This is a genomic window from Micromonospora sp. NPDC049282, from assembly GCF_043197045.1.
Lineage (GTDB): Bacteria > Actinomycetota > Actinomycetes > Mycobacteriales > Micromonosporaceae > Micromonospora.
On sequence record NZ_JBICSL010000014.1, the window covers coordinates 1 to 25,805 of the forward strand.

General features: G+C 71.6%; 27 protein-coding genes. 21 read left to right on the forward strand and 6 right to left on the reverse strand.

What is annotated here, in order from left to right; genetic code table 11:
* Positions 1 to 126: 126 nt before the first annotated feature.
* Positions 127 to 1,587: an SDR family oxidoreductase gene (locus ACGFI2_RS21625; protein ID WP_393519880.1), complete on the reverse strand. Its 1,461-nt coding sequence runs from the start codon at positions 1,585 to 1,587 to the stop codon at positions 127 to 129.
* Between the two features lie 35 nt (positions 1,588 to 1,622).
* Between ACGFI2_RS21625 and glyA the strand changes: the two genes are divergently transcribed.
* The 14 genes from glyA (at position 1,623) to ACGFI2_RS21695 (ending at position 13,829) form a co-directional block, all read left to right on the forward strand.
* Entirely contained in the window at positions 1,623 to 2,912 is a 1,290-nt protein-coding gene (glyA, locus tag ACGFI2_RS21630) for a serine hydroxymethyltransferase (RefSeq protein WP_393519883.1), read from the forward strand.
* Entirely contained in the window at positions 2,905 to 3,336 is a 432-nt protein-coding gene (locus ACGFI2_RS21635; RefSeq protein WP_393519886.1) for a hypothetical protein, read from the forward strand. The genes glyA and ACGFI2_RS21635 overlap by 8 nt, the downstream gene beginning before the upstream one ends.
* 174 nt (positions 3,337 to 3,510) lie before the next feature.
* Positions 3,511 to 3,747 carry an AtpZ/AtpI family protein gene (locus ACGFI2_RS21640; protein WP_091069120.1) on the forward strand — a complete coding sequence of 79 codons (237 nt, stop codon included), beginning with the start codon at positions 3,511 to 3,513 and terminating at the stop codon, positions 3,745 to 3,747.
* An 11-nt stretch (positions 3,748 to 3,758) separates the two neighbouring features.
* Complete coding sequence (gene atpB / locus ACGFI2_RS21645) at positions 3,759 to 4,556, forward strand: F0F1 ATP synthase subunit A (protein ID WP_393519891.1); 798 nt, start codon at positions 3,759 to 3,761, stop codon at positions 4,554 to 4,556.
* A gap of 68 nt (positions 4,557 to 4,624) precedes the next feature.
* Entirely contained in the window at positions 4,625 to 4,858 is a 234-nt protein-coding gene (locus ACGFI2_RS21650) for an ATP synthase subunit C (protein ID WP_046563803.1), read from the forward strand.
* Positions 4,859 to 4,887: 29 nt separating this feature from the next.
* Positions 4,888 to 5,430, forward strand: a complete 543-nt coding sequence (locus ACGFI2_RS21655; protein WP_393519894.1) for a F0F1 ATP synthase subunit B — start codon at positions 4,888 to 4,890, stop codon at positions 5,428 to 5,430.
* Entirely contained in the window at positions 5,430 to 6,251 is an 822-nt protein-coding gene (locus ACGFI2_RS21660) for a F0F1 ATP synthase subunit delta (protein ID WP_393519897.1), read from the forward strand. The genes ACGFI2_RS21655 and ACGFI2_RS21660 overlap by 1 nt, the downstream gene beginning before the upstream one ends.
* Positions 6,252 to 6,335: 84 nt before the next feature.
* Positions 6,336 to 7,988 carry a F0F1 ATP synthase subunit alpha gene (gene atpA, locus ACGFI2_RS21665; RefSeq protein WP_393519900.1) on the forward strand — a complete coding sequence of 551 codons (1,653 nt, stop codon included), beginning with the start codon at positions 6,336 to 6,338 and terminating at the stop codon, positions 7,986 to 7,988.
* Between the two features lie 4 nt (positions 7,989 to 7,992).
* Positions 7,993 to 8,931, forward strand: coding sequence for a F0F1 ATP synthase subunit gamma (locus ACGFI2_RS21670; RefSeq protein ID WP_393519903.1), 939 nt, complete (start codon positions 7,993 to 7,995; stop codon positions 8,929 to 8,931).
* Positions 8,931 to 10,376: a F0F1 ATP synthase subunit beta gene (gene atpD, locus ACGFI2_RS21675; RefSeq protein WP_393519906.1), complete on the forward strand. Its 1,446-nt coding sequence runs from the start codon at positions 8,931 to 8,933 to the stop codon at positions 10,374 to 10,376. Before ACGFI2_RS21670 ends, atpD begins: the two co-directional genes overlap by 1 nt.
* A gap of 214 nt (positions 10,377 to 10,590) precedes the next feature.
* On the forward strand, positions 10,591 to 11,733 hold the full coding sequence (locus ACGFI2_RS21680) for an LCP family protein (protein WP_393519908.1): 1,143 nt from the start codon (positions 10,591 to 10,593) through the stop codon (positions 11,731 to 11,733).
* Positions 11,734 to 11,841: 108 nt separating this feature from the next.
* Positions 11,842 to 12,120 (forward strand): F0F1 ATP synthase subunit epsilon, encoded by a 279-nt coding sequence (locus ACGFI2_RS21685; protein ID WP_047893558.1) that lies wholly within the window; start codon positions 11,842 to 11,844, stop codon positions 12,118 to 12,120.
* 12 nt (positions 12,121 to 12,132) lie between these two features.
* On the forward strand, positions 12,133 to 12,588 hold the full coding sequence (locus tag ACGFI2_RS21690) for a DUF2550 domain-containing protein (RefSeq protein WP_393519911.1): 456 nt from the start codon (positions 12,133 to 12,135) through the stop codon (positions 12,586 to 12,588).
* Between the two features lie 689 nt (positions 12,589 to 13,277).
* Positions 13,278 to 13,829 (forward strand): hypothetical protein, encoded by a 552-nt coding sequence (locus ACGFI2_RS21695; protein ID WP_393519914.1) that lies wholly within the window; start codon positions 13,278 to 13,280, stop codon positions 13,827 to 13,829.
* A gap of 55 nt (positions 13,830 to 13,884) precedes the next feature.
* Here the strand turns inward: ACGFI2_RS21695 and ACGFI2_RS21700 are convergent, their stop codons facing one another.
* On the reverse strand, positions 13,885 to 14,283 hold the full coding sequence (locus ACGFI2_RS21700; protein ID WP_393520340.1) for a VOC family protein: 399 nt from the start codon (positions 14,281 to 14,283) through the stop codon (positions 13,885 to 13,887).
* The gene (locus tag ACGFI2_RS21705; RefSeq protein WP_393519917.1) at positions 14,280 to 14,852 is read right to left on the reverse strand and encodes a cob(I)yrinic acid a,c-diamide adenosyltransferase; all 573 of its coding nucleotides are present in this window, start codon (positions 14,850 to 14,852) and stop codon (positions 14,280 to 14,282) included. The genes ACGFI2_RS21700 and ACGFI2_RS21705 overlap by 4 nt, the downstream gene beginning before the upstream one ends.
* Here ACGFI2_RS21705 and murA point away from each other — a divergent pair.
* Both murA and ACGFI2_RS21715 read left to right on the forward strand, forming a co-directional pair.
* Positions 14,851 to 16,281, forward strand: a complete 1,431-nt coding sequence (gene murA / locus ACGFI2_RS21710; RefSeq protein WP_393519920.1) for a UDP-N-acetylglucosamine 1-carboxyvinyltransferase — start codon at positions 14,851 to 14,853, stop codon at positions 16,279 to 16,281. The genes ACGFI2_RS21705 and murA overlap by 2 nt on opposite strands.
* A gap of 65 nt (positions 16,282 to 16,346) precedes the next feature.
* Entirely contained in the window at positions 16,347 to 17,195 is an 849-nt protein-coding gene (locus tag ACGFI2_RS21715) for a 3-hydroxyacyl-CoA dehydrogenase family protein (protein WP_393519923.1), read from the forward strand.
* Positions 17,196 to 17,224: 29 nt separating this feature from the next.
* Here the strand turns inward: ACGFI2_RS21715 and ACGFI2_RS21720 are convergent, their stop codons facing one another.
* The 3 genes from ACGFI2_RS21720 to ACGFI2_RS21730 form a co-directional block, all read right to left on the reverse strand.
* Positions 17,225 to 18,034, reverse strand: coding sequence for an alpha/beta hydrolase (locus ACGFI2_RS21720; protein WP_393519926.1), 810 nt, complete (start codon positions 18,032 to 18,034; stop codon positions 17,225 to 17,227).
* Between the two features lie 75 nt (positions 18,035 to 18,109).
* The gene (locus tag ACGFI2_RS21725; protein WP_393519929.1) at positions 18,110 to 18,955 is read right to left on the reverse strand and encodes an ABC transporter permease; all 846 of its coding nucleotides are present in this window, start codon (positions 18,953 to 18,955) and stop codon (positions 18,110 to 18,112) included.
* A complete protein-coding gene (locus ACGFI2_RS21730) occupies positions 18,952 to 19,800 on the reverse strand; it encodes an ABC transporter ATP-binding protein (RefSeq protein ID WP_393519932.1) in 849 nt (282 codons plus the stop codon). The genes ACGFI2_RS21725 and ACGFI2_RS21730 overlap by 4 nt, the downstream gene beginning before the upstream one ends.
* An 85-nt stretch (positions 19,801 to 19,885) precedes the next feature.
* On the opposite strand from ACGFI2_RS21730, the gene ACGFI2_RS21735 reads away from it, so the two are divergent.
* From ACGFI2_RS21735 to ACGFI2_RS21755, 5 genes are all read left to right on the forward strand, one after another.
* The gene (locus ACGFI2_RS21735; protein ID WP_393519935.1) at positions 19,886 to 20,410 is read left to right on the forward strand and encodes a PadR family transcriptional regulator; all 525 of its coding nucleotides are present in this window, start codon (positions 19,886 to 19,888) and stop codon (positions 20,408 to 20,410) included.
* Complete coding sequence (locus ACGFI2_RS21740) at positions 20,407 to 21,087, forward strand: ABC transporter ATP-binding protein (protein ID WP_393519937.1); 681 nt, start codon at positions 20,407 to 20,409, stop codon at positions 21,085 to 21,087. Before ACGFI2_RS21735 ends, ACGFI2_RS21740 begins: the two co-directional genes overlap by 4 nt.
* A complete protein-coding gene (locus ACGFI2_RS21745) occupies positions 21,084 to 23,237 on the forward strand; it encodes an FtsX-like permease family protein (protein ID WP_393519940.1) in 2,154 nt (717 codons plus the stop codon). The genes ACGFI2_RS21740 and ACGFI2_RS21745 overlap by 4 nt, the downstream gene beginning before the upstream one ends.
* Positions 23,238 to 23,348: 111 nt before the next feature.
* The gene (locus ACGFI2_RS21750) at positions 23,349 to 25,343 is read left to right on the forward strand and encodes a protein meaA (RefSeq protein ID WP_393519943.1); all 1,995 of its coding nucleotides are present in this window, start codon (positions 23,349 to 23,351) and stop codon (positions 25,341 to 25,343) included.
* Positions 25,344 to 25,494: 151 nt separating this feature from the next.
* A complete protein-coding gene (locus ACGFI2_RS21755; RefSeq protein WP_393519946.1) occupies positions 25,495 to 25,791 on the forward strand; it encodes a DUF1540 domain-containing protein in 297 nt (98 codons plus the stop codon).
* The last annotated feature ends 14 nt before the right edge of the window (positions 25,792 to 25,805 follow it).

Below are 25,805 nucleotides of genomic sequence, written 5' to 3' on the forward strand. Positions count from 1 at the left end.
AGATCACCCGAGCGCTGACCTGCCCCCACACCTACCCCACCCCGCCCGTCAACACCCCCTGACCAGCCAACTCAGGATGGAACTACTCCCGTGAAACAGGCCGCCGTCGGGGTGGGGGGTGGGAGGTTAGGGGTGTTCGGCGTTGCGGGCTATGTTGCGGGCCATGCCGCCGAAGACGACGGCGTGGAACGGGGCGACCGAGGCCCAGTAGAGGTGGCCGGGCAGGCCGTGCGGGAGGAAGACGGCGCGCTGGACGTAGCGGCTGCGGCCGTCGGCGGCCGGCTCGACGCGCATCTCCAGCCAGGCCCGGCCGGGCACCCGCATCTCGGCACGCAGCCGCAGCAGCTCGCCCGGGACGATCTCCTCGACCCGCCAGAAGTCCAGCGCCTCGCCGACCTGGAGCCGGTGCGGGTCGCGCCGGCCCCGGCGCAGCCCCACGCCGCCGACCAGCCGGTCCAGCCAGCCGCGCAGCGACCAGGCCAGCGGGAACGAATACCAGCCGTGCTCGCCGCCGACCCCCTCGATGACCCGCCACAACGCGGCCGGCGGCGCGCCGACCGCCTGTTCCCGCAGGTCGGTGTAGGCCGTGCCGCCGGACCAGTCCGGGTCCGACGGCAGCGGCTCGGCCGGCGCGTCCGGCCCGCTCGCGTTCGACCAGCGCGTCTCCACCTGCGCGTCGCGCACCTTGGCCAGCGCCAGAACGACCGCCTGGTCGAAGCCGGTCAGCCCGTCCGGCGGGTCGGGCACGAAGCGGGCGATGTCGTGCTCGTGCGCCACCGCCTCGTGCACCAGGCTCTCCACCAGCGGCCGGGCGATCGCGTTCGGCACCGGGGTGACCAGGCCGACCCAGTACGAGGAGAGCCCCGGGGTGAGCGGGCGCACCGGCAGGATGAGCCGCGGCCGCAGCCCGGCCACCCGGGCGTAGCGCTGCATCATCTGGGTGAAGGTCAGCACGTCCGGGCCGGCGATGTCGAAGCCGCGGTTCACCTCGGGCGGCAGGTGCGCGCAGCCGGCCAGGTAACGCAGCACGTCGCGGACCGCGATCGGTTGGATCCGGTTGCGCACCCAGCGCGGGGTGACCATCGCCGGCAGGCGCTCGGTCAGGTAGCGCAGCATCTCGAACGAGGCCGAGCCGGAACCGATGATCACCGCGGCCCGCAGCACCGCGGTCGGCACGCCGCTGTCGAGCAGGATCCGGGCGACCTCCGCCCGGGAGCGCAGGTGGGCCGAGGGCAGGCTCTCCCGTTTCGCCGGCGCCGGCCCACCGAGGTACACGATCCGGCGTACGCCCGCGGCGCGCGCCGCCTCGGCGAAGTTCGTCGCCGCCTCCCGGTCGGCCGCCTCGAATCCGCGTTGGCCCAGCGAGTGGACCAGGTAGTAGGCGACGTCCACGCCCTCGAACGCGGCCGGCAACGTCTCCGGCCGGCGCAGGTCGCCCTCGACGATCTCCGCCTCCGCCGCCCAGGGCACGTCGCGCAGCCGCCCCGCCTTGCGAGCCAGGCAGCGCACGCTGTGCCCCTCGCTCAGGAGCCGGGGCGCGAGGCGCCCGCCGATGTAGCCGGTGGCGCCGGTGACGAGGCATCTCACGGCCTCCAGTGTGCGGCTCCGTAGACTCCTGTGCTGTGGAGAACGCGAGGGACACCTTCTGGGGGCCGGACTTCGAGCAGCTCAGCACCGTCGACCCGGAGATCGCCGGGGTGGTGCTGGGGGAGCTGGAGCGGCTGCGCGGCGGCCTGCAACTGATCGCCAGCGAGAACCTCACCTCGCCGGCGGTGCTGGCCGCGCTGGGTTCCACGCTCACCAACAAGTACGCCGAGGGCTATCCGGGCCGGCGCTACTACGGCGGCTGCGCCGAGGTGGACCGGGCCGAGGAGCTGGGCATCGCCCGGGCGAAGGAGCTGTTCGGCGCCGAGCACGCCAACCTCCAGCCGCACTCCGGCGCGAGCGCCAACCTGGCCGCCTACGCGGCGCTGGTCCAGCCCGGCGACACGGTGCTGGCGATGGACCTGCCGCACGGCGGGCACCTGACCCACGGCAGCCGGGTGAACTTCTCCGGCAAGTGGTTCCACCCGGTCGGCTACACGGTCCGGCCGGACACCGAGACGATCGACTACGACGAGGTACGCGACCTGGCCCGGGCACACCGGCCGAAGCTGATCATCTGCGGCGCGACCGCGTACCCCCGGTTGATCGACTTCGCCCGGTTCCGGGAGATCGCCGACGAGGTCGGCGCGTACCTGATGGTGGACGCCGCGCACTTCGTCGGGCTGGTCGCCGGCGGCGCGATCCCGTCCCCGGTGCCGCACGCCGACGTGGTCACCGCCACCACCCACAAGGTGCTGCGCGGGCCGCGCGGCGGCATGATCCTGTGCCGGGAGCCGCTCGCCGCGCGGATCGACAAGGCGGTCTTCCCGTTCACCCAGGGCGGCCCGCTGATGCACGCGGTCGCCGCCAAGGCGGTCGCGCTGCGCGAGGCCGCGCAGCCGGAGTTCCGCACCTACGCGGCCCAGGTGGTCGGCAACGCCCGGGCGCTCGCCGACGGGCTGGCCGCCGAGGGCCTGCGGCCGGTCTCCGGCGGCACCGACACCCACCTGGCCCTGCTCGACCTGCGGGAGACCGGCGTGACCGGCGCCCAGGCCGAGGCCCGCTGCGACGCCGCCGGCATCACGCTGAACAAGAACGCGATCCCGTACGACCCGCAGCCGCCGATGGTCGCCTCCGGCGTCCGGGTGGGCACGCCGAGCGTCACCACCCAGGGCATGCGCGAGGGGGAGATGCGGCGGATCGCGGCGTTGATCTGCCGGGCGGTGCGCACCGATCCGGAGGCTCCCGGTGGCGCCGACGAGCTGGCCCGGGTGGCCGCCGACGTGACCGAGCTGGTCACCGCGTTCCCGGCGTACCCCCGTGGCTGAGTCGGGGACGCGCGCGGCGGAGGCGGTCGCGGACCGCGGTTGGCGACTGCGCCACCTGCCGGTGCTGCTGGCCGCGGTGGCGGTCATGGCCGCGGTGGCCGCGGTGGCCGGCGGGGTGTGGCGCGGGGCGGACGGCGCGCTGGGCGCGGCGGCCGGGGTGGCCGTCACGGCGGCCAGCTACACGCTCACCACGGTGGTGCTGGCGTGGGCCGACGCCCGTGATCCGCAGCTCGTGCTGCCGTTCGGGCTGGGTCTCTACATCGCCAAGATCACGGCGCTCGGCGGCGTGATGGTGCTGGTCGGCGCGACCGGCTGGCCGGGGCTGATCCCGTTCTGCCTGGGCATCGCCGCGGGCGTGGTGGTCTGGACCGGCGTGCACATCTGGTGGCTGGCCACCGTCCACGCGCGACGGGTGACGCGCTGACGCGTCCCACCCTTCGGGCGACGCGCCGGAGAGTCCGCGATCGGTCATTCTCTCAGTGGCGGGGGAGGAGTACGGTGCCTCCAGACGACTTCGCCCGCCCGTGTCCCACACAACCAGGTTGTGCGGGGGGTGAGGCACAACCTCTTCTGCTCGACTGATATCGTTCGCCCCGTCATGGCCGGTGACCAGAAACCCCCCAACACTGGCGGCTCGGGCGACGTTCCGTCCGGTGCTGGTCAGGGTTGGACCGCGCTCTCATACCTCATCGGGGGCATGCTCGTCTGGGGTTTCATCGGCTGGCTGGTCGACCGTTGGCTCGATACCGGCGGCGTCGCCACCGGCATCGGGGTCGTGCTCGGCATGGCCGGGGGCATCATCCTGGTCGTCCGCCGGCTGGGCACGCCTACTTAGGAAGGGACGCGGTGTTCGGACAGGCGAACGTCCTGGCTCAGGGCCAGGCGGAATTCCCGCCGAAGGTGGGGGACTTCTACCTGCCCAGCATCCTGCCCTGGGGTGCGGAGAACTCGTACTGGTTCACCAAGATCACGGCGATGGTGTGGATCGCCGTCGGCATCTTGATCATTTTCTTCCTGGCCAGTTACCGTAAGCCGCAGTTGGTCCCCACCAAGCGGCAGTGGTTCGCCGAGTCGATCTACGGCTTCGTGCGCAACAACATCGCGGTGGACATGATCGGGCACGCGGGGGTCCGGTTCGCTCCCTACTTCACCACGCTCTTCTGCTTCATCCTGCTGACGAACTTCTTCGCGATCCTGCCGTTCTTCCAGATCTCGCCGAACTCGCACATCGCGTTCCCGGCCCTCCTCGCCGTGATCAGCTACGTGCTGTTCAACTACGTCGGCATCCGGCACCACGGCTTCGTGAAGTACTTCAAGAACTCTCTGGTTCCGCCGGCACCGTGGTACATCCTGCCGCTGCTGATCCCGATCGAGCTCTTCTCGACGTTCATCGTCCGGCCGTTCTCGCTGGCCGTCCGTCTCTTCGCGAACATGTTCGCCGGCCACATGCTCCTGCTGGTCTTCACGCTCGGCGGATTCGCCATGCTCAGCGCCAACGTCTGGCTGGCGCCGGTGTCGGTGCTGTCCTGGGTGATGACGATCGCGCTGACCTTCCTCGAGTTCCTGGTGATCTGTCTGCAGGCGTACGTCTTCACGGTGCTGACCGCCAGCTACGTGCAGGGCGCCCTCGCCGACGAGCACTGATCCGTTCTTTCGCACCAACCGTTGTCGTCCCGCGTGAGAGTCACGCGTGATAACCAGGAGGAACCGTAATGAGCATCCTTGCCGAGGTAACGGGCAGCACCGCTGCCATCGGTTACGGTCTCGCGGCCATCGGCCCGGGCATCGGCGTGGGCCTGGTCTTCTCGGCCTACATCCAGTCGACCGCCCGCCAGCCGGAGTCGTCCCGGATGACCCTTCCCTACGTCTGGATCGGCTTCGCCGTCATCGAGGCGCTGGCGCTGCTGGGCATCGCCTTCGGCTTCATCTGGGCCGGCACCGCCTGATCCAGCCCCTCTGACCCGGGAGGTTTCCCATGTTCTTCCTCGCCGCACCCGAGGGTGGTGAGACGACCCACAACCCGATCATCCCTGTCTGGCAGGAGATCGTGGTCGGCGGGATCGCCTTCATCGTGCTCTGCTTCGTGCTGATGAAGTTCGTCTTCCCACGCATGGAGCAGACGTTCCAGGCCCGGGTCGACGCGATCGAGGGCGGCATCAAGCGCGCCGAGGCCGCGCAGGCCGAGGCGAACCAGCTGCTCGAGCAGTACCGGGCCCAGCTCGCCGAGGCGCGTACCGACGCCGCCCGGATCCGGGACGACGCCCGGGCCGACGCCGAGGGCATCCGCCAGGACATCCTCGCCAAGGCGCGCGAGGAGTCCGACCGGGTCATCGCCGCCGGCAAGGAGCAGCTCCAGGCCGAGCGGGCCACCATCGTGCGCGAGCTGCGCACCGAGATGGGCACCATCGCGGTGGACCTGGCCAGCAAGATCGTCGGTGAGTCGCTTGCCGACGAGGCGCGTCGCAAGGGCACCGTCGACCGGTTCCTCAACGGTCTCGAGAGCACGGGGGCCCGCTGATGCAGGCCGCCAGCCGGGAGTCGTACTCCGCCGGGGTCGAGCGCCTCGACGCGTACGTCCGCGGCGCGGAGCCGTCGGCGGTGGCCGCCACCGCCGACGACATCCTCTCCGTCGCCGCCCTGCTGCGGCGCGAGCCGCGGCTGCGCCGGGCGCTCTCCGACCCGGCCCGTGCCGGCGCGGACCGTGCCGGTCTGCTCGGCGACATGCTGCGCGACCGGATCGGCGCGGACGCGCTCGACCTGCTCGCCTCGCTTGTCGCCGGCCGCTGGTCGGCCCCGTCGGAACTGCTCGACGGCGTCGAGCGGCTGGGCGTGGAGGCGCTCCTGGCGAGCGCCGACTCGGCCGGCGAGCTGGGCGAGGTCGAGGACGAGCTGTTCCGCTTCGGGCAGGTCGTCTCCGGCTCCACCGAGCTGTCCAACGCGCTCTCCGACCCGATGGCCCCGGCCGAGCGGCGGGCCGGCCTCACCGGCCAGCTGCTCGACGGCAAGGCCCGGCCGGTCACCGTCCGACTCGTCGAGGCCGCGCTCGCCGGCTTCGGGGGACGCTCCTTCGGCGGCGCGCTCACCCGGCTGGTCGAGCTGGCGGCCGACCGGCGGGACCGTCAGGTCGCGTACGTGACCGTGGCGGCTCCGCTGACCGACGAGGAGGAGCGACGCCTCGGTGCCCGCCTCACCGAGATGTACGGTCGGGAGGTGTCCGTCAAGCAGACGGTCGACCCCGACGTGCTCGGCGGGGTGCGCGTACGGGTCGGCTCCGACCTGTACGACGGCACCGTCCTGCGCCGCCTCAACGAGACCCGCAACGCGCTCGCGAAGCGCTGACCAGCGTCTTAGCAGCCCTGATTCGACGCCACGGACCGGTCGGTACTAGGTATCCCGGGCCCCTGAAATTTAAGGAAGCAGAGGATGGCCGAGCTGACCATCTCGACGGAGGAGATCCGCGGCGCCCTGGAGCGCTACGTCTCCTCCTACACGGCCGACGTCTCCCGTGAGGAGGTCGGCACCGTCGCCGATGCCGGCGACGGCATCGCCCACGTCGAGGGTCTGCCCTCGACCATGACCAACGAGCTCCTGGAGTTCGAGGACGGCACGCTCGGCGTGGCCCTGAACCTCGACGTCCGGGAGATCGGCGTCGTCGTCCTCGGTGACTTCGGCGGGATCGAAGAGGGCCAGCGCGTCAAGCGCACCGGCCGGGTGCTCTCCGTGCCGGTCGGTGACGCGTTCCTCGGCCGCGTGGTCAACGCGCTCGGCGAGCCCATCGACGCCATCGGCGACATCGCCAACGAGGGCTACCGCGAGCTGGAGCTGCAGGCCCCGAACGTGATGGCCCGGCAGTCCGTCTTCGAGCCGCTGCAGACCGGCATCAAGGCCATCGACGCGATGACCCCGGTCGGCCGCGGCCAGCGTCAGCTGATCATCGGCGACCGGAAGACCGGCAAGACCACGGTCGCGCTGGACGCCATCCTCAACCAGCGGGACAACTGGCGCTCCGGCGACCCGACGAAGCAGGTCCGCTGCATCTACGTCGCGATCGGCCAGAAGGCCTCCACCATCGCCTCCATCAAGGGGACGCTGGAGGAGGCCGGCGCGATGGAATACACCACCATCGTCGCCTCCCCGGCCTCCGACCCGGCCGGCTTCAAGTACCTCGCGCCCTACACCGGCTCGTCCATCGGCCAGCACTGGATGTACGGCGGCAAGCACGTCCTGATCGTCTTCGACGACCTGAGCAAGCAGGCCGAGGCGTACCGGGCCGTGTCGCTGCTGCTGCGCCGCCCGCCGGGCCGCGAGGCGTACCCGGGTGACGTCTTCTACCTGCACTCCCGCCTGCTGGAGCGCTGCGCCAAGCTCTCCGACGAGCTGGGCGGTGGCTCGATGACCGGCCTGCCGATCATCGAAACCAAGGCGAACGACATCTCGGCGTTCATCCCGACCAACGTCATCTCGATCACCGACGGCCAGATCTTCCTCGAGACGGACCTGTTCAACCAGGGCGTCCGGCCGGCCATCAACGTCGGCACCTCGGTCTCCCGGGTCGGCGGCGCCGCGCAGGTGAAGCCGATGAAGAAGGTCGCCGGCTCGCTGCGGCTCAACCTGGCCCAGTTCCGTGAGCTGGAGGCGTTCGCCGCCTTCGCCTCCGACCTGGACCGGGCCTCGCAGAACCAGCTCAACCGTGGCTCCCGCCTGGTCGAGCTGCTCAAGCAGCCGAACTACTCGCCGTACCCGGTGAACGAGCAGGTCGTCTCCGTCTGGGCCGGCACCGAGGGCAAGCTCGACGACATCCCGGTCGGCGAGGTTCGCCGCTTCGAGTCGGAGTTCCTCCAGTACCTGCGCCACAAGCACGAGGGCGTGCTGGCCGCGATCGCGGACCACAAGTGGGGTGACGACATCGTCTCCTCGCTGGACTCGGCCATCAGCGAGTTCAAGCAGGTCTTCCTGGGCAAGGAGGACGAGGTCCGGATCAACGAGGCCCCGGCCGAGGCGCTTGAGGGCGAGCAGACCCGCGAGACGGTGACCCGCTTCCGCGACGGCAGCACCGACCGCCCGGCCGAGAGCTGATCCGATGGCCGCCCAGGTACGCGTTCTCCGACAGCGGATCCGTTCCGCCAAGGGGATGAAGAAGATCACCAAGGCGATGGAGCTCGTCGCGACGAGCCGCATCGCCAAGGCCCAGGCCAAGGTGGCGGCCTCGCTGCCGTACGCCCAGGCGATCACCGGCGTGCTGACGGCGCTGGCCTCGAACGCGCGGATCGACCACCCGCTGCTCACCTCGCGTGAGCGGGTGCGGCGGGCCGGTGTCCTGCTGGTCACGGCCGACCGCGGCCTGGCCGGCGGCTACAGCTCGAACGCGATCCGCACCGCCGAGTCGCTCATCGCCCGGCTGCGCGCCGACGGCAAGGAGCCGGTGCTCTACGTCATCGGTCGCAAGGGCGTGGCGTACTACCGGTTCCGCAACCGGGAGATCGCCAGCAGCTGGACGGGCTTCTCCGAGCAGCCGTCGTTCGACGACGCCCGCGAGGTGGGTGAGACGCTGATCAAGGCGTTCACCGCCGGCGCGGACGACACGGACGACCACGCCGGCGCGGACGGGATCCTCGGGGTGGACGAGCTCCACATCGTCTACACCGAGTTCAAGTCCCTGATGACGCAGAACCCGATCACCCGGATCATCGGGCCGATGCAGGTCGAGGAGCGTCCGCGCTCGGAGGCCCCGGGCGGCCTGCTGCCGGCGTACGAGTTCGAGCCGGAGCCGGAGTCGCTGCTCGACGCGCTGCTGCCGAAGTACATCAACACGCGGATCTTCGCGGCGTTGCTGGAGTCGGCGGCGAGCGAGTCGGCCGCCCGTCGGCGGGCGATGAAGAGCGCCACCGACAACGCCGAAGACATGATCGAGAAGTACACGCGTGAGATGAACTCGGCCCGTCAGGCCGGGATCACCCAGGAGATCAGTGAGATCGTCGGCGGCGCGAACGCGCTGGCCGCGTCGGGAAGTGAAGTGTGATGACTGTATCCGCAGTGGAGACCAAGACGGCCACGGGTCGCGTGGTCCGGGTCATCGGCCCGGTCGTCGACGCCGAGTTCCCGCGCGACGCCATGCCGGGGCTGTTCAACGCCCTGCACGTCGACGTGACCCTCTCCGGCGGTGAGAAGACGCTGACCCTGGAGGTCGCCCAGCACCTGGGTGACAACCTGGTCCGCGCCATCTCGATGCAGCCGACCGACGGCCTGGTCCGCGGCGCCGACGTCCGTGACACCGGCGCGCCGATCAGCGTGCCGGTGGGCGACGCGGTCAAGGGCCACGTGTTCAACGCGATCGGCGAGTGCCTCAACCTCACCGAGGGCGAGACCATCCAGGCCGACGACCACTGGGGTATCCACCGCAAGGCCCCGGCCTTCGCGGACCTGGAGCCGAAGACCGAGATGCTGGAGACCGGCATCAAGGTCATCGACCTGCTCGCCCCGTACGTCAAGGGCGGCAAGATCGGCCTGTTCGGCGGCGCGGGCGTGGGCAAGACGGTGCTCATCCAGGAGATGATCACCCGGGTGGCCCGGAACTTCGGTGGTACCTCGGTCTTCGCCGGCGTGGGTGAGCGCACCCGTGAGGGCAACGACCTCATCGCCGAGATGACCGAGTCCGGCGTCATCGACAAGACCGCGCTGGTCTACGGCCAGATGGACGAGCCGCCGGGCACCCGGCTGCGGGTCGCGCTCTCCGCGCTCACCATGGCGGAGTACTTCCGTGACGTGAAGAAGCAGGAGGTGCTGCTCTTCATCGACAACATCTTCCGCTTCACCCAGGCCGGTTCCGAGGTCTCCACGCTGCTCGGCCGCATGCCGAGCGCCGTGGGTTACCAGCCGACCCTGGCCGACGAGATGGGCGAGCTCCAGGAGCGGATCACCTCCGTCCGGGGCCAGGCCATCACCTCGATGCAGGCGATCTACGTGCCCGCCGACGACTACACCGACCCGGCGCCGGCCACCACGTTCGCCCACCTCGACGCGACCACCAACCTCGAGCGGTCGATCTCCGACAAGGGCATCTACCCGGCCGTGGACCCGCTGGCGTCCTCGTCCCGGATCCTCGCCCCGGAGTTCGTCGGCGAGGAGCACTTCGCCGTCGCCACCGAGGTGAAGCGGATCCTGCAGCGCTACAAGGACCTGCAGGACATCATCGCCATCCTCGGCATCGAGGAGCTCTCCGAGGAGGACAAGCTCACCGTCGGCCGCGCCCGCCGGATCGAGCGGTTCCTCTCGCAGAACACCTACGCCGCCGAGCAGTTCACCGGCGTCGCGGGCTCGACGGTGCCGATCTCGGAGACCATCGACGCCTTCCGCCGGATCAGCGAGGGGGAGTTCGACCACTTCCCGGAGCAGGCGTTCTTCATGTGCGGTGGCCTGGAGGACCTCAAGGCCAAGGCCAAGGAGCTGATGGACGAGGAGGGCTGAGAGCCCGCTCACACCACGAAGGCCGCCCCGACATCTGGTCGGGGCGGCCTTCGCCTGTTCCGGGCCGCTCACGTGCCGGATGCCCGGTTCGCCGGCAGGCGGTTCGGCGACGGGCGCGGTACCGTTCGTGACACGAATTCGCATCACGGCCGTGATCTCTGCAACGGAACGGACCCTCGCGCCCGTCTCTTCTTCGTAGGCGCGACGATTGGAGATGCTCGTGGGTAAGGGCGGCACGGATCGCGGCAAGCGGTCCATGTGGCGTGGCGTGCCCCGGTGGGCCCGGGTCTGCACCATCCTCGGCATCGTCATGGTGGTGCTCAGCGGCTCGGTGCTGGTGGGCTACCACACGCTGGTCGCCCGCTACGAGGGCGCGGTCGGCAAGGGCGACCTCTTCGGCGACCAGGCCGCCGGCGCCACGGAGAAGAAGAGCGACATCAAGGGCCCGCTCAACATCCTGCTGGTCGGCATCGACCCCCGCAACCCGAGGACCCGGCCGCTCTCCGACTCGATCATGATCCTGCACGTGCCGGCCGGTATGGACCGCGGCTATCTCTTCTCGCTCCCCCGTGACCTGCGGGTGGACATCCCGGCCTTCCCGAAGGCCGACTACCGCGGCGGCACCGACCGGATCAACGCGGCCATGTCGCACGGCAGCAACGTGCCGGGCAAGGACCCGAGCGCGGCCCAGGGCTTCGAGTTGCTCGCCAACACGGTCCAGGAAGTCACCGGCATCAAGCGGTTCGACGCCGGCGCGATCATCAACTTCAGCGGGTTCAAGAAGATCGTCGACGCCATGGGCGGCGTCGACATGTACATCGAGCGCGACGTGAAGTCCGAGCACCTCAAGCCGGACGGCACGGCGCGCCAGCTCAGGCCCGGCGGCGGCGGTTACCTCGGCCCGCAGGCGCGCTACGAGAAGGGCAACGCCCACCTCAACGGGTGGCAGGCGCTTGACTACGTCCGGCAGCGCTACCCGAAGAACGGCGTGCCGGACGCGGACTACGGTCGGCAGCGGCACCAGCAGCAGTTCGTCAAGGCGATGGTGAGCCAGGCGTTCAGCGCCGACGTGGTGGCCAACCCGGTCAAGCTGGACCGGGTGCTGCGCGCGGCCGGGCAGTCGCTGATCTTCAACGGCCGGGGCAACAGCGTCGTCGACTTCGGGCTCGCGCTGAAGGACATCCGCCCCGACGCGATCGAGACGATCAAGCTGCCGGGCGGGCCGATCGGCCAAGGCAGCGCCTACCGGGGCGAGGAACTGCTCGCCCCGTCCGACGATTTCTTCGCCGCGCTGCGCACCGACCAGTTGGACGCGTTCCTGCTCGAGCACCCCGACTTCAAGCAGAAGAGCAAGTAGCCTGAGCGGGTGCGGAACGCCGTGGCCCAGTTCTCACCACCCGCCTTGGGCGGGCGACGAGCGCGCGACTAGACTTTCGGCAATCCGCCGCCGCAGCAAGGAGACAGCGTGGCACAGCAGCTTCACGTCGAGCTCGTAGCCGTCGAGGAGAAGGTCTGGACCGGTGAGGCCGAGATGGTCGTCGCCCGGACGACCGAGGGTGAGCTCGGTGTGCTGCCCGGGCACGCGCCGTTGCTCGGCCAGCTCGCGGAGCCCAGCCAGGTCCGCATCAAGCAGGCCGGCGGCCAGCAGGTCGCCTACGACGTCGCCGGCGGCTTCCTGTCGGTGACCGGTGAGGGCGTGACCGTCCTGGCCGAGAGCGCCACCCCGGCAACCCCGGCCCGCTGAGCCGACCCGCCGATGGAGATCGTGGAAGGGATCGGAATCGGCGTCGCGGTCGTCGTCGTCGCGCTCCTGATCCTCTTCATCCGGCGGGCCTTGTTCACCCGTAGCGGGGGCATCATCCGGCTCAGCGTCCGGGTGACCACCATGCTCGACGGTCGCGGCTGGTCTCCCGGCTTCGGCCGCTTCGCCGGCGACCAGCTCCGCTGGTACCGCATGTTCAGTTTCGCGTTGCGCCCGAAGCGGGTGCTCTCCCGAAAAGGGCTGGCGGTGGAGCGGCGCCGGCTGCCCGAGGGGCAGGAGCGCCTCTCCATGCCGGCCGACTGGGTGATCCTGCGCTGTACCAGTCACCATGCTCCGGTCGAGATCGCCATGGCGCGGTCCACGGTGACCGGCTTCCTCTCCTGGCTCGAGGCCGCCCCTCCGGGGGCGGCCTCGCCGCGTATGGCCTCCCAGGACTGGCCCGCCGCCTGACGCCCCGCCACCGACCGCCTCCAGCGCCGTCGGAACGCTGCACACCTCACCCCCGCCGCGCGCACGTCTCACCCGCCGATCTTGGACTCGTGGCGCCTCGTTTTGCCGGCTTTGGCCGCTTATCGGAGGTGCCAAAACTCCAAGATCTGCGGAGGCTGTGGCGGGTTGTCCGAAATGACAGCCCCTGGGGGGCCGATTGGTTCCAAGATCACGGAGCCGGGAGCCGGGTTGAGTGCGGCTCGGTTGCCGCCCGGGCGAGGGTGTTCTCCGCTGCGCTGACCGGTGTTGTGGGTGGGTCGGGGTGGAACGTAGTGAGTGCCTGGCGTGCTCGGATGCACCCGTGTGTTCCATTCGCCGTTCCGCCTGGGTGGGATGTCCGGTTCGCCGGTGGTGGGTGGCACTCTGGCGGTGGAATCGGTGCGGAGTGCGCGGCGTTGTAACCCGGTGCACGACCGAGGAAGGCGAGCACACCACGCCGCCGCCGACCCCCGCCCTCGGCAATGACCGCCCGTCCCCCGCCCCCTCCGGCGGGGAATGACGGCGGACCCCCGGTCGTTACACACACTCCCGGCACCGCGTAGAGGCCCCCGCCCCGCGAAGCTCGCCGGAACCCCCTAAGACCTTTGTTGAGCGCCTGACGGTGCCCGCACCCCCCCCCCGGTGCGTTGACCCCCGAATGGAGCCCTCTGATGAACACGATCCTGCGTAAGAGCATTCTGGGTGTTGCTGGTCTGGCCTTCACCGGTGGCGTGTTCGCCGGTCCGATCGCCGCGCACACCGACACCCCCGCCCACGCCGCGAGCAAGCCCGTCGCGGTTGCCAGCGTGCAGGGTGAGCAGTCGACCATCACGCTGAACGACGAGCAGACCGCGAACGTGAAGGCGATCATCGCGGCGACGAAGAAGGCGGGCCTGCCCGAGCGGGCGGCGGTTGTGTCGATCGCCACCGCGCTGCAGGAGTCGAAGCTGGAGAACCTGGGTCACCTCGGTGACCGCAACGACCATGACTCGTTGGGTCTGTTCCAGCAGCGCCCGTCCTCGGGTTGGGGTAGCCCGGAGCAGATCACCGACCCCGAGTACTCGACGCTTGCGTTCCTGAAGGGTCTGAAGCAGGTCGACGGCTGGCAGGACATGCCGCTGACCAAGGCCGCCCAGACCGTGCAGGTGTCGGCCTACCCGGATGCGTACGCGCAGTGGGAGAAGCAGGCCACCGACCTCGTCGACCAGCACTGGACCAAGTAAGCAGCACCGTGAAGGCCGGCACCCCGAACCACGGGGTGCCGGCCTTCCGCGTCTCTCAACCGGTCTCGGCGACCAGCTCCACCTCGTACCCCTGGTTGTCGGTGAGATAGGCGGCGTAGCTGTCCGGGCCGCCGGCGTGCGGGTGCCGGTCCGGAAAGAGCAGCACCCAACCGTGCGCCGGGGCGGCGGCGACCAGACGGTCGACGGCGGCCGGTGGACCGGCGTGGAAGGCCAGGTGGTTGAGGCCGGGCGCGAGCCGGTCGTGGGTCCGGCCGGTGAGCGCCGGCGACTCCTCCAGCACCAGGTAGGTGGGCCCGTGCCGCCAGGAGGCGCCGGCGGGCCAGTCCTGGTACGGCGTCCAGCCCAGCTCGCCGAGAAGCCAGCCCCAGGCACGTCTGGCCGCCGCCAGGTCGGGTACCCAGACCTCCACGTGGTGCAGGCCGCCGACGGTCAGCGCTTACCGCCCGGTACCCATAGCACATCTCCGCCCGGATTGGCCGTTCTTGACAGGATGAAGAGCAGGTCGGAGAGCCGGTTGAGATACTTCGCCGGGAGGGTGCTGGTCCGGTCGGGGTCGTGGGTGACCAGCGCCCATGCCGCACGCTCGGCGCGCCGGGCGGTCGTCCGTGCCACGTGCAGCAGTGCCGCGCCCGCGGTGCCGCCGGGGAGGATGAAGGAGTCGAGCTTGCTCAGGCGCGCGTTGTACTCGTCGCACCAGCCCTCGAGGCGCTCGACGTACTCCTCGGTGACCCGCAGCGGCGGGTACGCCGGGTCCGGCTCCACCGGCGTCGCCAGGTCCGCCCCGACGTCGAACATGTCGTTCTGCACGGATTCCAGCACGGTCCGCAGCTCGTCCGGGAGCTGCCCCAGGGCGAGCGCGACGCCGATCGAGGCGTTGCACTCGTCGACGTCCGCGTACGCGGCGATCCGCGGATCGGTCTTCGGTACCAGCTCGTTGTTGCTCAGCCTGGTCATGCCGGCGTCGCCGGCCTTTGTGTAGATGCGCGTGAGGTGGACGGCCATGACGCACAGCCTACGGATACCGGACCTGGCCATCCCGGTGCGGCCGGACCGGCCGACCGCGGTGGGGCCGGGTGACGCCGGCGACCCGGCGCTCAGCGACGTCGACGTCATCCGGGTGAGCGGGAACGCCCGGCTGGCCGGCACCGTGCACGTGGTGGGCGCGAAGAACTCGGCGTTGAAGCTGATGGCCGCCGCGCTGCTGGCGCCCGGCCGCAGTGTGATCACCAACGTGCCCCGGATCACCGACATCGCGATCATGGGCGAGGTGCTGCGGCGGCTCGGGTGCGGCGTACGCTTCGGCCCGGACGACCCGGTCGACCCGATGGTGGCCGGCGGTGGCCGCGAGCGGTCCCGCTCGGTCGTCATCGACGTGCCGGAACGGCCCGGCGCGGAGGCCGACTACGACCTGGTCCGCCGGCTGCGCGCGTCGATCTGTGTGCTCGGGCCGCTGCTGGCCCGCCGCGGACACGTGCGGGTGGCCCACCCCGGCGGCGACGCCATCGGCTCGCGCGGCCTGGACATGCACATCGCCGGGTTGGCCCGGATGGGCGCGGAGATCTCCGGCGAACACGGCTTCGTCATCGCCGAGGCGCCCGACGGCCTGCACGGCGCGGAGATCGTGCTGGACTTCCCGAGCGTCGGCGCGACCGAGAACCTGGTGATGGCGGCGGTGCTGGCCCGGGGCGGCACGACGATCGACAACGCGGCCCGGGAGCCGGAGATCGTCGACATCTGCACCATGCTGAGCCGGATGGGGGCGCGGATCGAGGGCGCGGGCACCTCGACGCTGCACATCGTCGGCGTGCCGGAACTGCACCCGGTCCGGCACGCCACGGTGGGGGACCGGATCGTCGCCGGCACCTGGGCGTTCGCGGCGGCGATGACCCGGGGCGACGTCACCGTGACCGGTCTGGACCCGGCCTACCTGGAGGTCGCGCTGGACAAGCTGGTCGCGGCCGGCGGCCTGGTGGAGACCCGCGGCGAGGCCTTCCGGGTACGGATGGACGACCGGCCGACGGCCGTGGACGTGGTCACGCTGCCCTACCCGGGCTTCGCCACCGACCTGCTGCCGATGGCGATCGGGCTGGCCGCGGTCAGCGCCGGCGGCTCGCTGATCACCGAGAACATCTTCGACGGCCGGTTCATGTTCGCGAACGAGATGATGCGGCTCGGCGCGGAGATCCGTACCGACGGCCACCACGCCCTGGTGTGCGGGCGGGAGCGTCTCTCCGGCGCCCCGGTGCGTGCCACCGACATCCGCGCCGGCGCCGGCCTGATCATCGCCGGGCTCTGCGCCGACGGGGTCACCGAGGTATCGCACGTGCACCACGTCGACCGGGGCTACCCGGACTTCGTGGCGGACCTGCGGGCGCTCGGCGTCGAGGTGGAACGCGGCACCGCGCCGGAGGAACCCGACCTGGCCATCTGACGGTCCTTATCCCTCGTTAAGTAGGGTTCTGGAGGACATTGCAGAACAGGGCGAGGGAGAAGCAGATGGCGGGTCGACTCGCGGTCGTCGGTGCCGGGCTGATGGGCTCGGGCATCGCCCAGGTGGCGGCGCAGGCGGGCTGGCAGGTGACGCTGCGCGACGTCGACGACGCGGCCACGAAGCGGGGCGTCGACGGCATCCGGAAGTCGCTGGCGAAGTTCGCCGAGAAGGGGAAGATCGAGGCGTCCGACGTCGAGGCGACGTTGGGCCGGATCACCCCGACCACCGAGCTGGAGGCGGCGGCGGACGCGGACATCGTGGTCGAGGCGGTCTTCGAGAAGATCGAGATCAAGCACGAGGTCTTCCGCGCGCTGGACAAGATCTGCAAGGCGGACGCGGTGCTGGCCACCAACACCTCGGCCATTCCGGTCACCCAGATCGCCACCGCCACCGAGCGGCCGGAGTCGGTGGTCGGCACCCACTTCTTCTCGCCGGTGCCGATGATGAAGCTCTGCGAGCTGGTCCGGGGCTACAAGACCAGCGACGCGACGATGGACACGGCCCGTGGCTTCGCCGAGGAGATCGGTAAGACCGTCGTGGTGGTCAACCGGGACATCGCCGGCTTCGTCACCACCCGGCTGATCTGCGCGCTGGCGATGGAGGCGGTCAAGCTGGTCGAGTCCGGCGTGATCTCCGCCGAGGACCTGGACACCGCCTGCAAGCTGGGCTTCGGGCACGCCATGGGCCCGCTGGCCACGGTCGACCTGACCGGCGTGGACGTGCTGCTCAACGCCACCCGCAACATCTACACCGACACCGCGGACGAGAAGTTCTTCCCGCCGGAGCTGCTCCAGCGCATGGCCACCGCCGGTGACCTGGGCCGTAAGACCGGGCAGGGCTTCTACTCGTACTGAGCATGTCGACCGCCCCCGTCCTGGACGACTCACGTCCGGGGCGGGGTGAGCGCGGCGCCGAGCAGCGCGAACGCGTCCGGGATGACGCTGCCCCAGTAGCCGAAGTTGTGCCGACCGTCGGCCCAGGCGGCGCGTACCGGGCGTTCGGGCAGCACCCGGGCCAGCGCGCGGACGTCGGGGAGGAAGTTGTCCTGCCGGCCGCACCACAGCCCGACCGGGGTCCCGCGCAGCTCGTCCACGCCGGTGAAGACCGCGTCGCCGGGGCGCACCGCGGGGGAGAAGGCCGCGGCCATCCGCAGCCATTTCGGGTACGTCTCGGCGAGCAGCAGCGCCCCGAAGCCCTCCATCGACCAACCCCACACGGCCAGCCGGCTGCTGTCGAAGTCACGCCGGGCGCACCAGGTGGGCACCTCTTCGCGCACCATCCGCTGCGGGTCGTCGTCGCCGGCCCGGCGCCAGGAGAGCCGGCCGCCGGTCGCGCCGGCGAGCACGAACGGCGGGGCGCCGCGGCGTACCGCGTCGGTGAGGAAGCGCGCCAGCCCGAACCGGCCGTAGTCGCGCGGGGTGGCCGAGGCGCCGTGCAGGACCAGGCAGACGGGCAGGCCGCGGCCGTCGCCGTAGCCGTCCGGCACGGCGGTCCAGAAGTCCACTTCCCGCCCTCGGGCGGCGGAGGCGATGCGGATCAGCCGCTCGTCCCCGGCCGGCGCGTCCGGCAGGGCCGGGCCCGGTCCCGGGCGAGGGCCGGACAGTTGCCGGGCGGCCAGGCCGCCGATCAGGCCGGCGCCGGTGATCCCTCCGGCGGCGGTCAGCAGCGTCCGCCGGGTCAGCGTGTGTGCCATGCCGGCGAGTGTGCCATCCGGTACGCGACGCGGGGTACGTCCGTCACGGGGTCGGGGTAGGCCCCTCCTTTCACCTCAGCCGTCGCGGCGAGTGGTCCAGCGGAAGGTGGTCAGGCAGAGCACCAGGCCGATCACGCACCAGGCCGCCAGCACCAGCGCCACCCGGCCCAGCTCGAACGAGCCGCCGGGTTCCTGAGGGCCGAAGCTGTCCGGGAGGAAGACGGACCGCAGCCCCTGACACATCCACTTGAGCGGGAAGATCGCGGCGACCTGCTGCATCCAGGCCGGCAGGCTGGTGAAGACGAAGAACACGCCGGAGATGAACTGGAGGACCAGCGCGACCGGGGTGACCACGGCCGAGCCGCTGCGGGCGGTGCGGGCCAGCGACGAGATGGCGATGCCGCAGAGCGTGCAGGCGGTGACCCCGAGGACGGCGACCCAGCCGAACGTCAGCCACTTGGCGGCGGTCTGCGGCAGGTCCAGGTCGAACAGCGCCACCGAGACGGCGAGCAGCAGCGCGGTCTCGGCGATGCCGATGACCACCACCATGATCACCTTTCCGGCGAACCAGACCCACTTCGGCATCGGCGTGCCCCGGTAGCGCTTGAGCACGCCCCGGTCCCGCTCGATCGGGATCCAGATGCCGAGGTTCTGGAAGCTCACCGTCATCAGGCCGGTCGCGATCATGCCGGTGATGAAGTACTGCGTGTAGCTGACGCCGGGGGCGATCTCGTCGCTGAAGATCGCCGCGAAGATCAGGATCATGATGATCGGGAAGCCCATCGTGAACACGACGGATTCCCGGCTGCGCAGGAACTGGGTGATCTCCAGCCGGCCCTGGCGCAGGGCCAGCGCGCCCGCGCCGGACCGCCGGGCCGGTGCGGCCGCGACCGGGGCCGCCGGCTTCGTGGTGGTGGTCATGAGTGTCCGATCATCCGCAGGTAGACGTCTTCCAGGGTCGGCCGCCGCACGGCCAGGCCGGGCACCTCGCCGCCGAAGCGTGCGGCCAACTCGGCCACCAGCGCCGTCGGCGTCGCGGTCTCCGCCGACTCGGCCACCCCGTCCGGGGTACGCCAGGAGACGGTCGCCAGCGCCTCCTGCCGGTTGCCGAGCCGGTTCGGCGGCGCGACCTCCACCACCCGGCCGGCCGCGATCACGCCGACCCGGTCGGCGAGCGCCTCGGCCTCGTCGAGGTAGTGGGTGGTGAGCACGATCGTGGTGCCGGCGGCGGAGAGGTCCCGGATCAGCTCCCAGAACTCGCGCCGGGCCTCCGGGTCGAAGCCGGTGGTCGGCTCGTCGAGGAAGAGCAGCTCGGGGCGGCCGATGATGCCCAGCGCCACGTCGAGGCGGCGCTTCTGCCCGCCGGACAGCGTGTGCGTACGCGCCTTGGCCTTGGCGCCCAGCCCGACCCGCTCGACGACCTTGGCCGGGTCGTCGGCGTCCGGGTAGAAGCCGGAGAAGTGCCGGACCACCTCGCCGACGGTCAGCTCGTCGAACTCGCCGGTGCCCTGGAGCACGATGCCCACCTTCGAGCGCCAGCCGGCGTCGGGGCGGGCCGGGTCGACGCCGAGCACCCGTACCTCGCCGGCGTCGCGGTGCCGGTAGCCCTCGAGGATCTCCACCGTGGTGGTCTTGCCGGCGCCGTTCGGGCCGAGCAGGGCGAACACCTCGCCCCGGTGGACGTCCAGGTCCACCCCGGCCACCGCGACGTTGTCGCCGTACGTCTTGCGCAGTCCCCGTACGGAGATCGCGAGCTGCTGGTCCATGTCTCAAGTGTGCGTCCTGCCGCCACCGGCGCCGGTCCCGGGCTCGCTATACACGCGAGGTATACACCCGGTGTAGTCTCGATCCATGACGGTTCCCCTGACCCTGCTCGGCCTGCTCGAACGCGAGCCGAGCCACGGCTACGACCTGAAACGCGACTACGACACCTTCTTCGGGCGTGGCAAACCGCTGCCCTACGGGCAGGTCTACTCGACGCTCAGCCGGCTGGCCCGCGACGGCAAGGTGGTGGTCAGCGACGTCGAGCCGGGCGCCGGTCCCGACCGCAAGCGCTACGTCATCACCGACCGGGGCGCCACCGAGGTGGAGCACTGGCTCACCGAGCCGGTCGAGCCGGAACCGCACCTGCAGACCGTGCTGTTCGCCAAGGTGGTGCTCGCCCTGATGCTGGGCCGTCCGGCCGAGGACTACCTGGACACCCAGCGCGCCGCCCACCTGCGCCGGATGCGTGAGCTGACCGAGGTCAAGCGGGCCGGCGGGCTCGTCGACGTGATGCTCGCCGACCACGGCCTCTACCACCTGGAGGCGGACCTGAGATGGATCGAGATGGCCGGCGCCCGACTGGACGCCCTGCGGAAGGCGGTACGGCGATGACCGCGACGATCGAGGCCCGGGACGTCACATTCTCGTTCGGCGAGACCTCGGCCCTGCGCGGCGCGAGCCTCGCCGTCGAGGCCGGTGAGATCGTCGCCGTGATGGGCCCCAGCGGCTCCGGCAAGTCCACGCTGTTGCACTGCCTGGCCGGCATCCTGGCGCCCGACTCCGGTGAGGTCCGCTTCGGTGACGTGCGGATCGACACGCTCGGCGAGGCGGAGCGGAGCGCGCTGCGACGCGACCGCTTCGGGTTCGTCTTCCAGTTCGGCCAGCTCGTCCCCGAACTCACCGCGGCGGAGAACGTCGCGCTGCCGCTGCTGCTCGGCGGGGTCCGGCGAGCGCCGGCGTTGCGGGCGGCCCGCACCTGGTTCGAGCGGCTCGGGCTGGGCGGCCTGGAGCACCGTCGTTCCGGCGAACTCTCCGGCGGGCAGGCCCAACGCGTCGCGCTGGCCCGCGGCCTGGTCGCCCGGCCGCAGGTGCTCTTCGCCGACGAACCCACCGGCGCGCTGGACTCGCTCACCGGCGAGCAGGTGATGGACCTGCTCGTCGACACCGCCCGGGAACAGGGCACCACGGTTGTCCTGGTCACCCACGAACCGCGCGTCGCCGCGTACGCCGACCGGGAGGTCGTGGTGCGCGACGGCCGGATCAACGCGCCGGCCGGGGTCGCCTCGTGATCGCCCTGGCGCTCCGCCTCGCCGTCGCCGGCGGCCGGGAGGCGCTCGTCCGGCTGGCCGCCATCGCCGCCGCCGTCGCGATCGGGACCGGGCTGCTGCTCACCACCGTGGCCGGCGGGCACGCCACGAACGCCCAGCTCGGCCGGTACGCCTCGATGTATCCGCAGGAGACGGCGGGCGGCGCCGCCGACCCGCTGCTCTGGTCGACCCGGTTCGACTACTTCCACGGCACCCAGCTCCAGCGCGTCGACGTCGCCGCCACCGGGCCGACCGCGCCCACCCCGGTCGGCGTTCCCGACGTGCCCGGCCCCGGCGAGTACTACGCCTCCCCGGCGTTGCGGAAGCTGCTCGCCAGCACGCCGGCCGACCAGCTCGGCGACCGCTATCCCGGCCGCGACCTCGGCGCTATCGGTCCGGCGGCGCTCACCTCACCGGACACCCTGCTCATCCTCGTCGGCGGCACCCCCGATCAGGTGGGGGCGCTGGAGCGGGTCCGCAAGGTCACCCGGGTGGACGGCAACCGGGCCCCGCTGCCGGAGACGGCGATCGACCTCGTCCTCGGCGTGGTGGCCGGCGGGCTGCTCTTCCCGGTGCTCATCTTCATCGGCACCGCGACCCGGCTCGGCGCCGCCCGCCGGGAGCAACGCTTCGCCGCGATGCGCCTGGTCGGGGCCACGCCACGACAGATCTCGGTGGTCGCGGCCGTGGAGGCCACGCTCGCGGCGGCGGCCGGCGCGGCGGCCGGCTTCGCCCTGTTCCTCGCGTTCCGCGGGCAACTCGCCGCGATCCCGTTCACCGGGATGCCGTACTTTCCCGACGACCTCTCCCTCGGCGCGCCGGACGTCGTGCTGGTGGCGCTCGGGGTGCCGGCGGGCGCGGCGGTCGCGGCCTGGATCGCGTTGCGCCGGGTGCGGATCTCCCCGCTCGGCGTCACCCGGCGGGTGACGCCTCGCCCGCCGCGGGCGTACCGGTTGATCCCGCTCGTGCTCGGGCTCGCCGGGCTGGGCCTCGCCCTGGGCTACCGGCCCGAAACCGCCGACGGGCAGACCGCGCTCTTCCTGCCCGCCCTGCTGCTGGTGATGACCGGGCTGGTCGCCGGCGGGCCCTGGCTGACCATGGTCGGCGCGCGGGCGATGGCCGCCCGGGCGAGCCGGCCGGCCGCGCTGATCGCGGCCCGCCGCCTCGCCGACAACCCGGCCGCCGGCTTCCGGGCGGTCAGCGGGGTGATGCTCGCGCTCTTCGTGACGACCGTGGCGGTCGGCGTGATGGGAACGATCGCCGCCGAGCGCGGCCCGGCCCCCCGGGGTTCACTGGAGGCCGGTCGGCTGTCCTTCAATCTGGTGAACGACGCGCCGGTGCCGGCCACGCTGCTGACCGACCTGGCCGCGGTTCCGGGCGTACGCGACCCGCTTGTCGTCCGGCAGAACCCGGCGCGCGGCGGCGGCCACGAGTCCGGCGTGATCGCCTGCGCGGACATCCCGCCGGCCTACGGGCGGTGCGCGCCCGGGGTGGCCGTGGCCGAGGTGGCGTCGGGCCTGATCCCCTGGCAGGAGTCCGCCTCGGCGGACCGGATCTGGCCTGCCTCCCCGGTCGACCCGGCCGCACTTCCGGGGCTGCCGGTGGATTCCGTGGCGGTCGACGCGGACGGCCCGGCCACCGTGGAGCGCGCCCGGACGGTCATCGAGGCCGCGTTCCCCGCCTTCGTGGTGGCCCCGAACGTGCCCGGCGACTTCGAGGCCGACTTCGCGAACACGATGCGGGGCTGGCAGCGGTTGGCCGACGTGGTGGTGGTGTCCAGCCTCGCGCTCGCCGGGTGCAGCCTGGCGGTCGCCGTGGCGGCCGGCCTCAGCGAGCGGAAGCGGCCGTTCAGCCTGCTGCGGCTCAGCGGCGCGCCGGTGCGGCTGCTGCGCCGGGTGGTGGCGTTGGAGAGCCTGGTGCCGATGCTGACCGTCGCCGCGGTCGCGGTCGGGATGGGGCTGGTCGCCGCGCACCTGTTCCTGCGCGCGCAGATGCACTACGACCTGCGCCTGCCCGGGGCCGGGTTCGCCGCCGTGGTGGCCGTCGGACTGCTCGGCTGCCTCGCCGTCATCGCCGCCACGCTGCCGCTGCTGGAACGCGTCACCGGTCCGCAGACCGCCCGCAGCGAGTGACCGCCAGGTGGGCCGGCCACATGCGAAGGCCCGGCCGGCCCACCGGCGCGGACATCCAACTGTGTGGTTTTGCACAGCCTCTTTTACTGAACGGTAACTTAGACTCCGGCCATGGACCACGCGATGCCGGGACGCCTGCCGGAGCGGGACCGCCCGTGGGTGATGCGCACGTACGCCGGGCACTCCTCCGCCGCGGCCTCCAACGCGCTCTACCGCCGCAACCTGGCGAAGGGCCAGACCGGGCTGTCGGTCGCGTTCGACCTGCCCACCCAGACCGGGTACGACCCCGACCACGAGTTGGCCGCCGGCGAGGTGGGCCGGGTCGGCGTGCCGGTGGCGCACCTCGGCGACATGCGCGCCCTTGTCGACGGCATCCCGCTGGCCGAGATGAACACCTCGATGACCATCAACGCGCCGGCCATGTGGATGCTCGCGCTCTACGGCACCGCCGCCACCGAGCAGGGCGCCGAGCTGCGCCGCTGCGCCGGCACCACGCAGAACGACATCATCAAGGAGTACCTGTCCCGGGGGACCCACATCTTCCCGCCGGCCGCGTCGCTGCGGCTGACCGCCGACGTCGTCGCGTACACGCTGCGGGAGATGCCGCGGTGGAACCCGGTCAACATCTGCTCCTACCACCTCCAGGAGGCCGGTGCGACGCCGGTGCAGGAGGTCGGGTTCGCGCTCGCCACCGCCGTCGCCGTGCTGGACACCGTGCGCGACTCCGGGCAGGTGCCGGCCGAGCGGATGGGCGACGTGGTCCAGCGGATCTCCTTCTTCGTCAACGCCGGGGTGCGCTTCGTCGAGGAGATCGCCAAGATGCGCGCGTTCGGCGCGCTCTGGGACGAGATCACCCGCGACCGCTACGGCGTGACGGAGGCGAAGCAGCGCCGGTTCCGCTACGGCGTCCAGGTCAACTCGCTGGGGCTGACCGAGGCGCAGCCGGAGAACAACATCCAGCGGATCGTGCTGGAGATGCTCGGCGTCACGCTCTCCCGGGACGCCCGGGCCCGGGCCGTGCAACTGCCCGCCTGGAACGAGGCGCTCGGCCTGCCCCGGCCGTGGGACCAGCAGTGGTCGCTGCGCATGCAGCAGGTGCTGGCGTACGAGTCGGACCTGCTCGAATATCCCGACCTGTTCGACGGCTCGCACGTGATGACCGCGCTTGTCGACGAGATCGTGGCCGGGGCCCGGGTCGAGCTGGACAAGGTGTTGGAGATGGGCGGCGTGGTGACCGCCGTGGAGTCCGGCTACCTCAAGAGCGCGCTTGTCGCCTCGCTCGCCGACCGGCGCCGGCGGATCGAGTCCGGCGCCGACGTGGTGATCGGCGTCAACCGGTTCACCGAGACCGAGCCGTCCCCGCTGACCGCGGCCGGCGCCGAGGCGATCGAGCAGGTCGACCCCGCGGTCGAGGCGGAGGCCGCGGCCGGCGTACGCGAATGGCGGGCCGGCCGGGACGCGGCGGCCGTCGACGCCGCGCTGGACCGGCTGCGCGCGGACGCCGCCACCACGACGAACCTGATGCCGGCGACGCTTGCGTGCGTGGCCGCCGGCGTGACCACCGGGGAGTGGGCCGGTGCGCTGCGCCGGGTCTTCGGCGAGTACCGGGCGCCGACCGGGCTGTCCGGGGCGACCGGGTCCGGCGGCGACCCGAGTCTCGCGGCGGTCCGGGAACGGGTCGCCGCCACCGCCCGTGAGCTGGGCAGTGGCCGGCTGCGCCTGCTGGTCGGCAAGCCGGGGCTGGACGGGCACTCCAACGGCGCCGAGCAGATCGCGGTCCGCGCCCGCGACGCCGGCTTCGAGGTGATCTACCAGGGCATCCGGCTGACCGCCGGGCAGATCGTGGCCGCCGCGGTGGAGGAGGACGTCGACCTGGTCGGCCTCTCCGTGCTCTCCGGCTCGCACCTGGCCGCCGTGCCGGCGGTGCTGGACGGGCTGCGCGCGGCCGGGCGAGCCGACCTGCCGGTGGTGGTGGGCGGCATCATCCCGCCCGCCGACGCCGAGGCGTTGCGGGCCGCCGGGGTGGCCCGGGTGTTCACGCCGAAGGACTTCGCGCTCACCGGCATCATCGACGAGCTGGTCACCGTCATCCGCGAACGGATGTAAGGCGGGGCCCCCTATTAACGCATCCGGTAGAGGCGGGGGCCCCTCTTAACGCGACGCCACGGCGATCCTGACGCCGCGTTTCGGGCATTGCCCGCGAGGTGGTGCGCAAATGCCTAAAGTTGGGATGAGACACCCAAGGAAGGCGGGAATGATGACCGCGTCGATGGAGATGCCCCGGGTCCAGGAGTGCGCCGTCCGGTCCTGCGCCTACAACCACACGAACGACTGCCACGCGTTCGCCATCACGATCGGCAGCAGCGACCACGCCCACTGCCACACCTATGTGGACATGCCGGTCCGCGGTGGCATCGAGCAGTTGATCGCCCAGGTCGGCGCGTGTTCGCGGTCCGACTGCCAGCACAACACCGACCTGGAGTGCCGCGCCCCCGCCATCACCGTCGGCCCGGACATGGACATGGCCGACTGCATGACCTACCGCAGTCGCTGAGCGGCGCCCAGCGC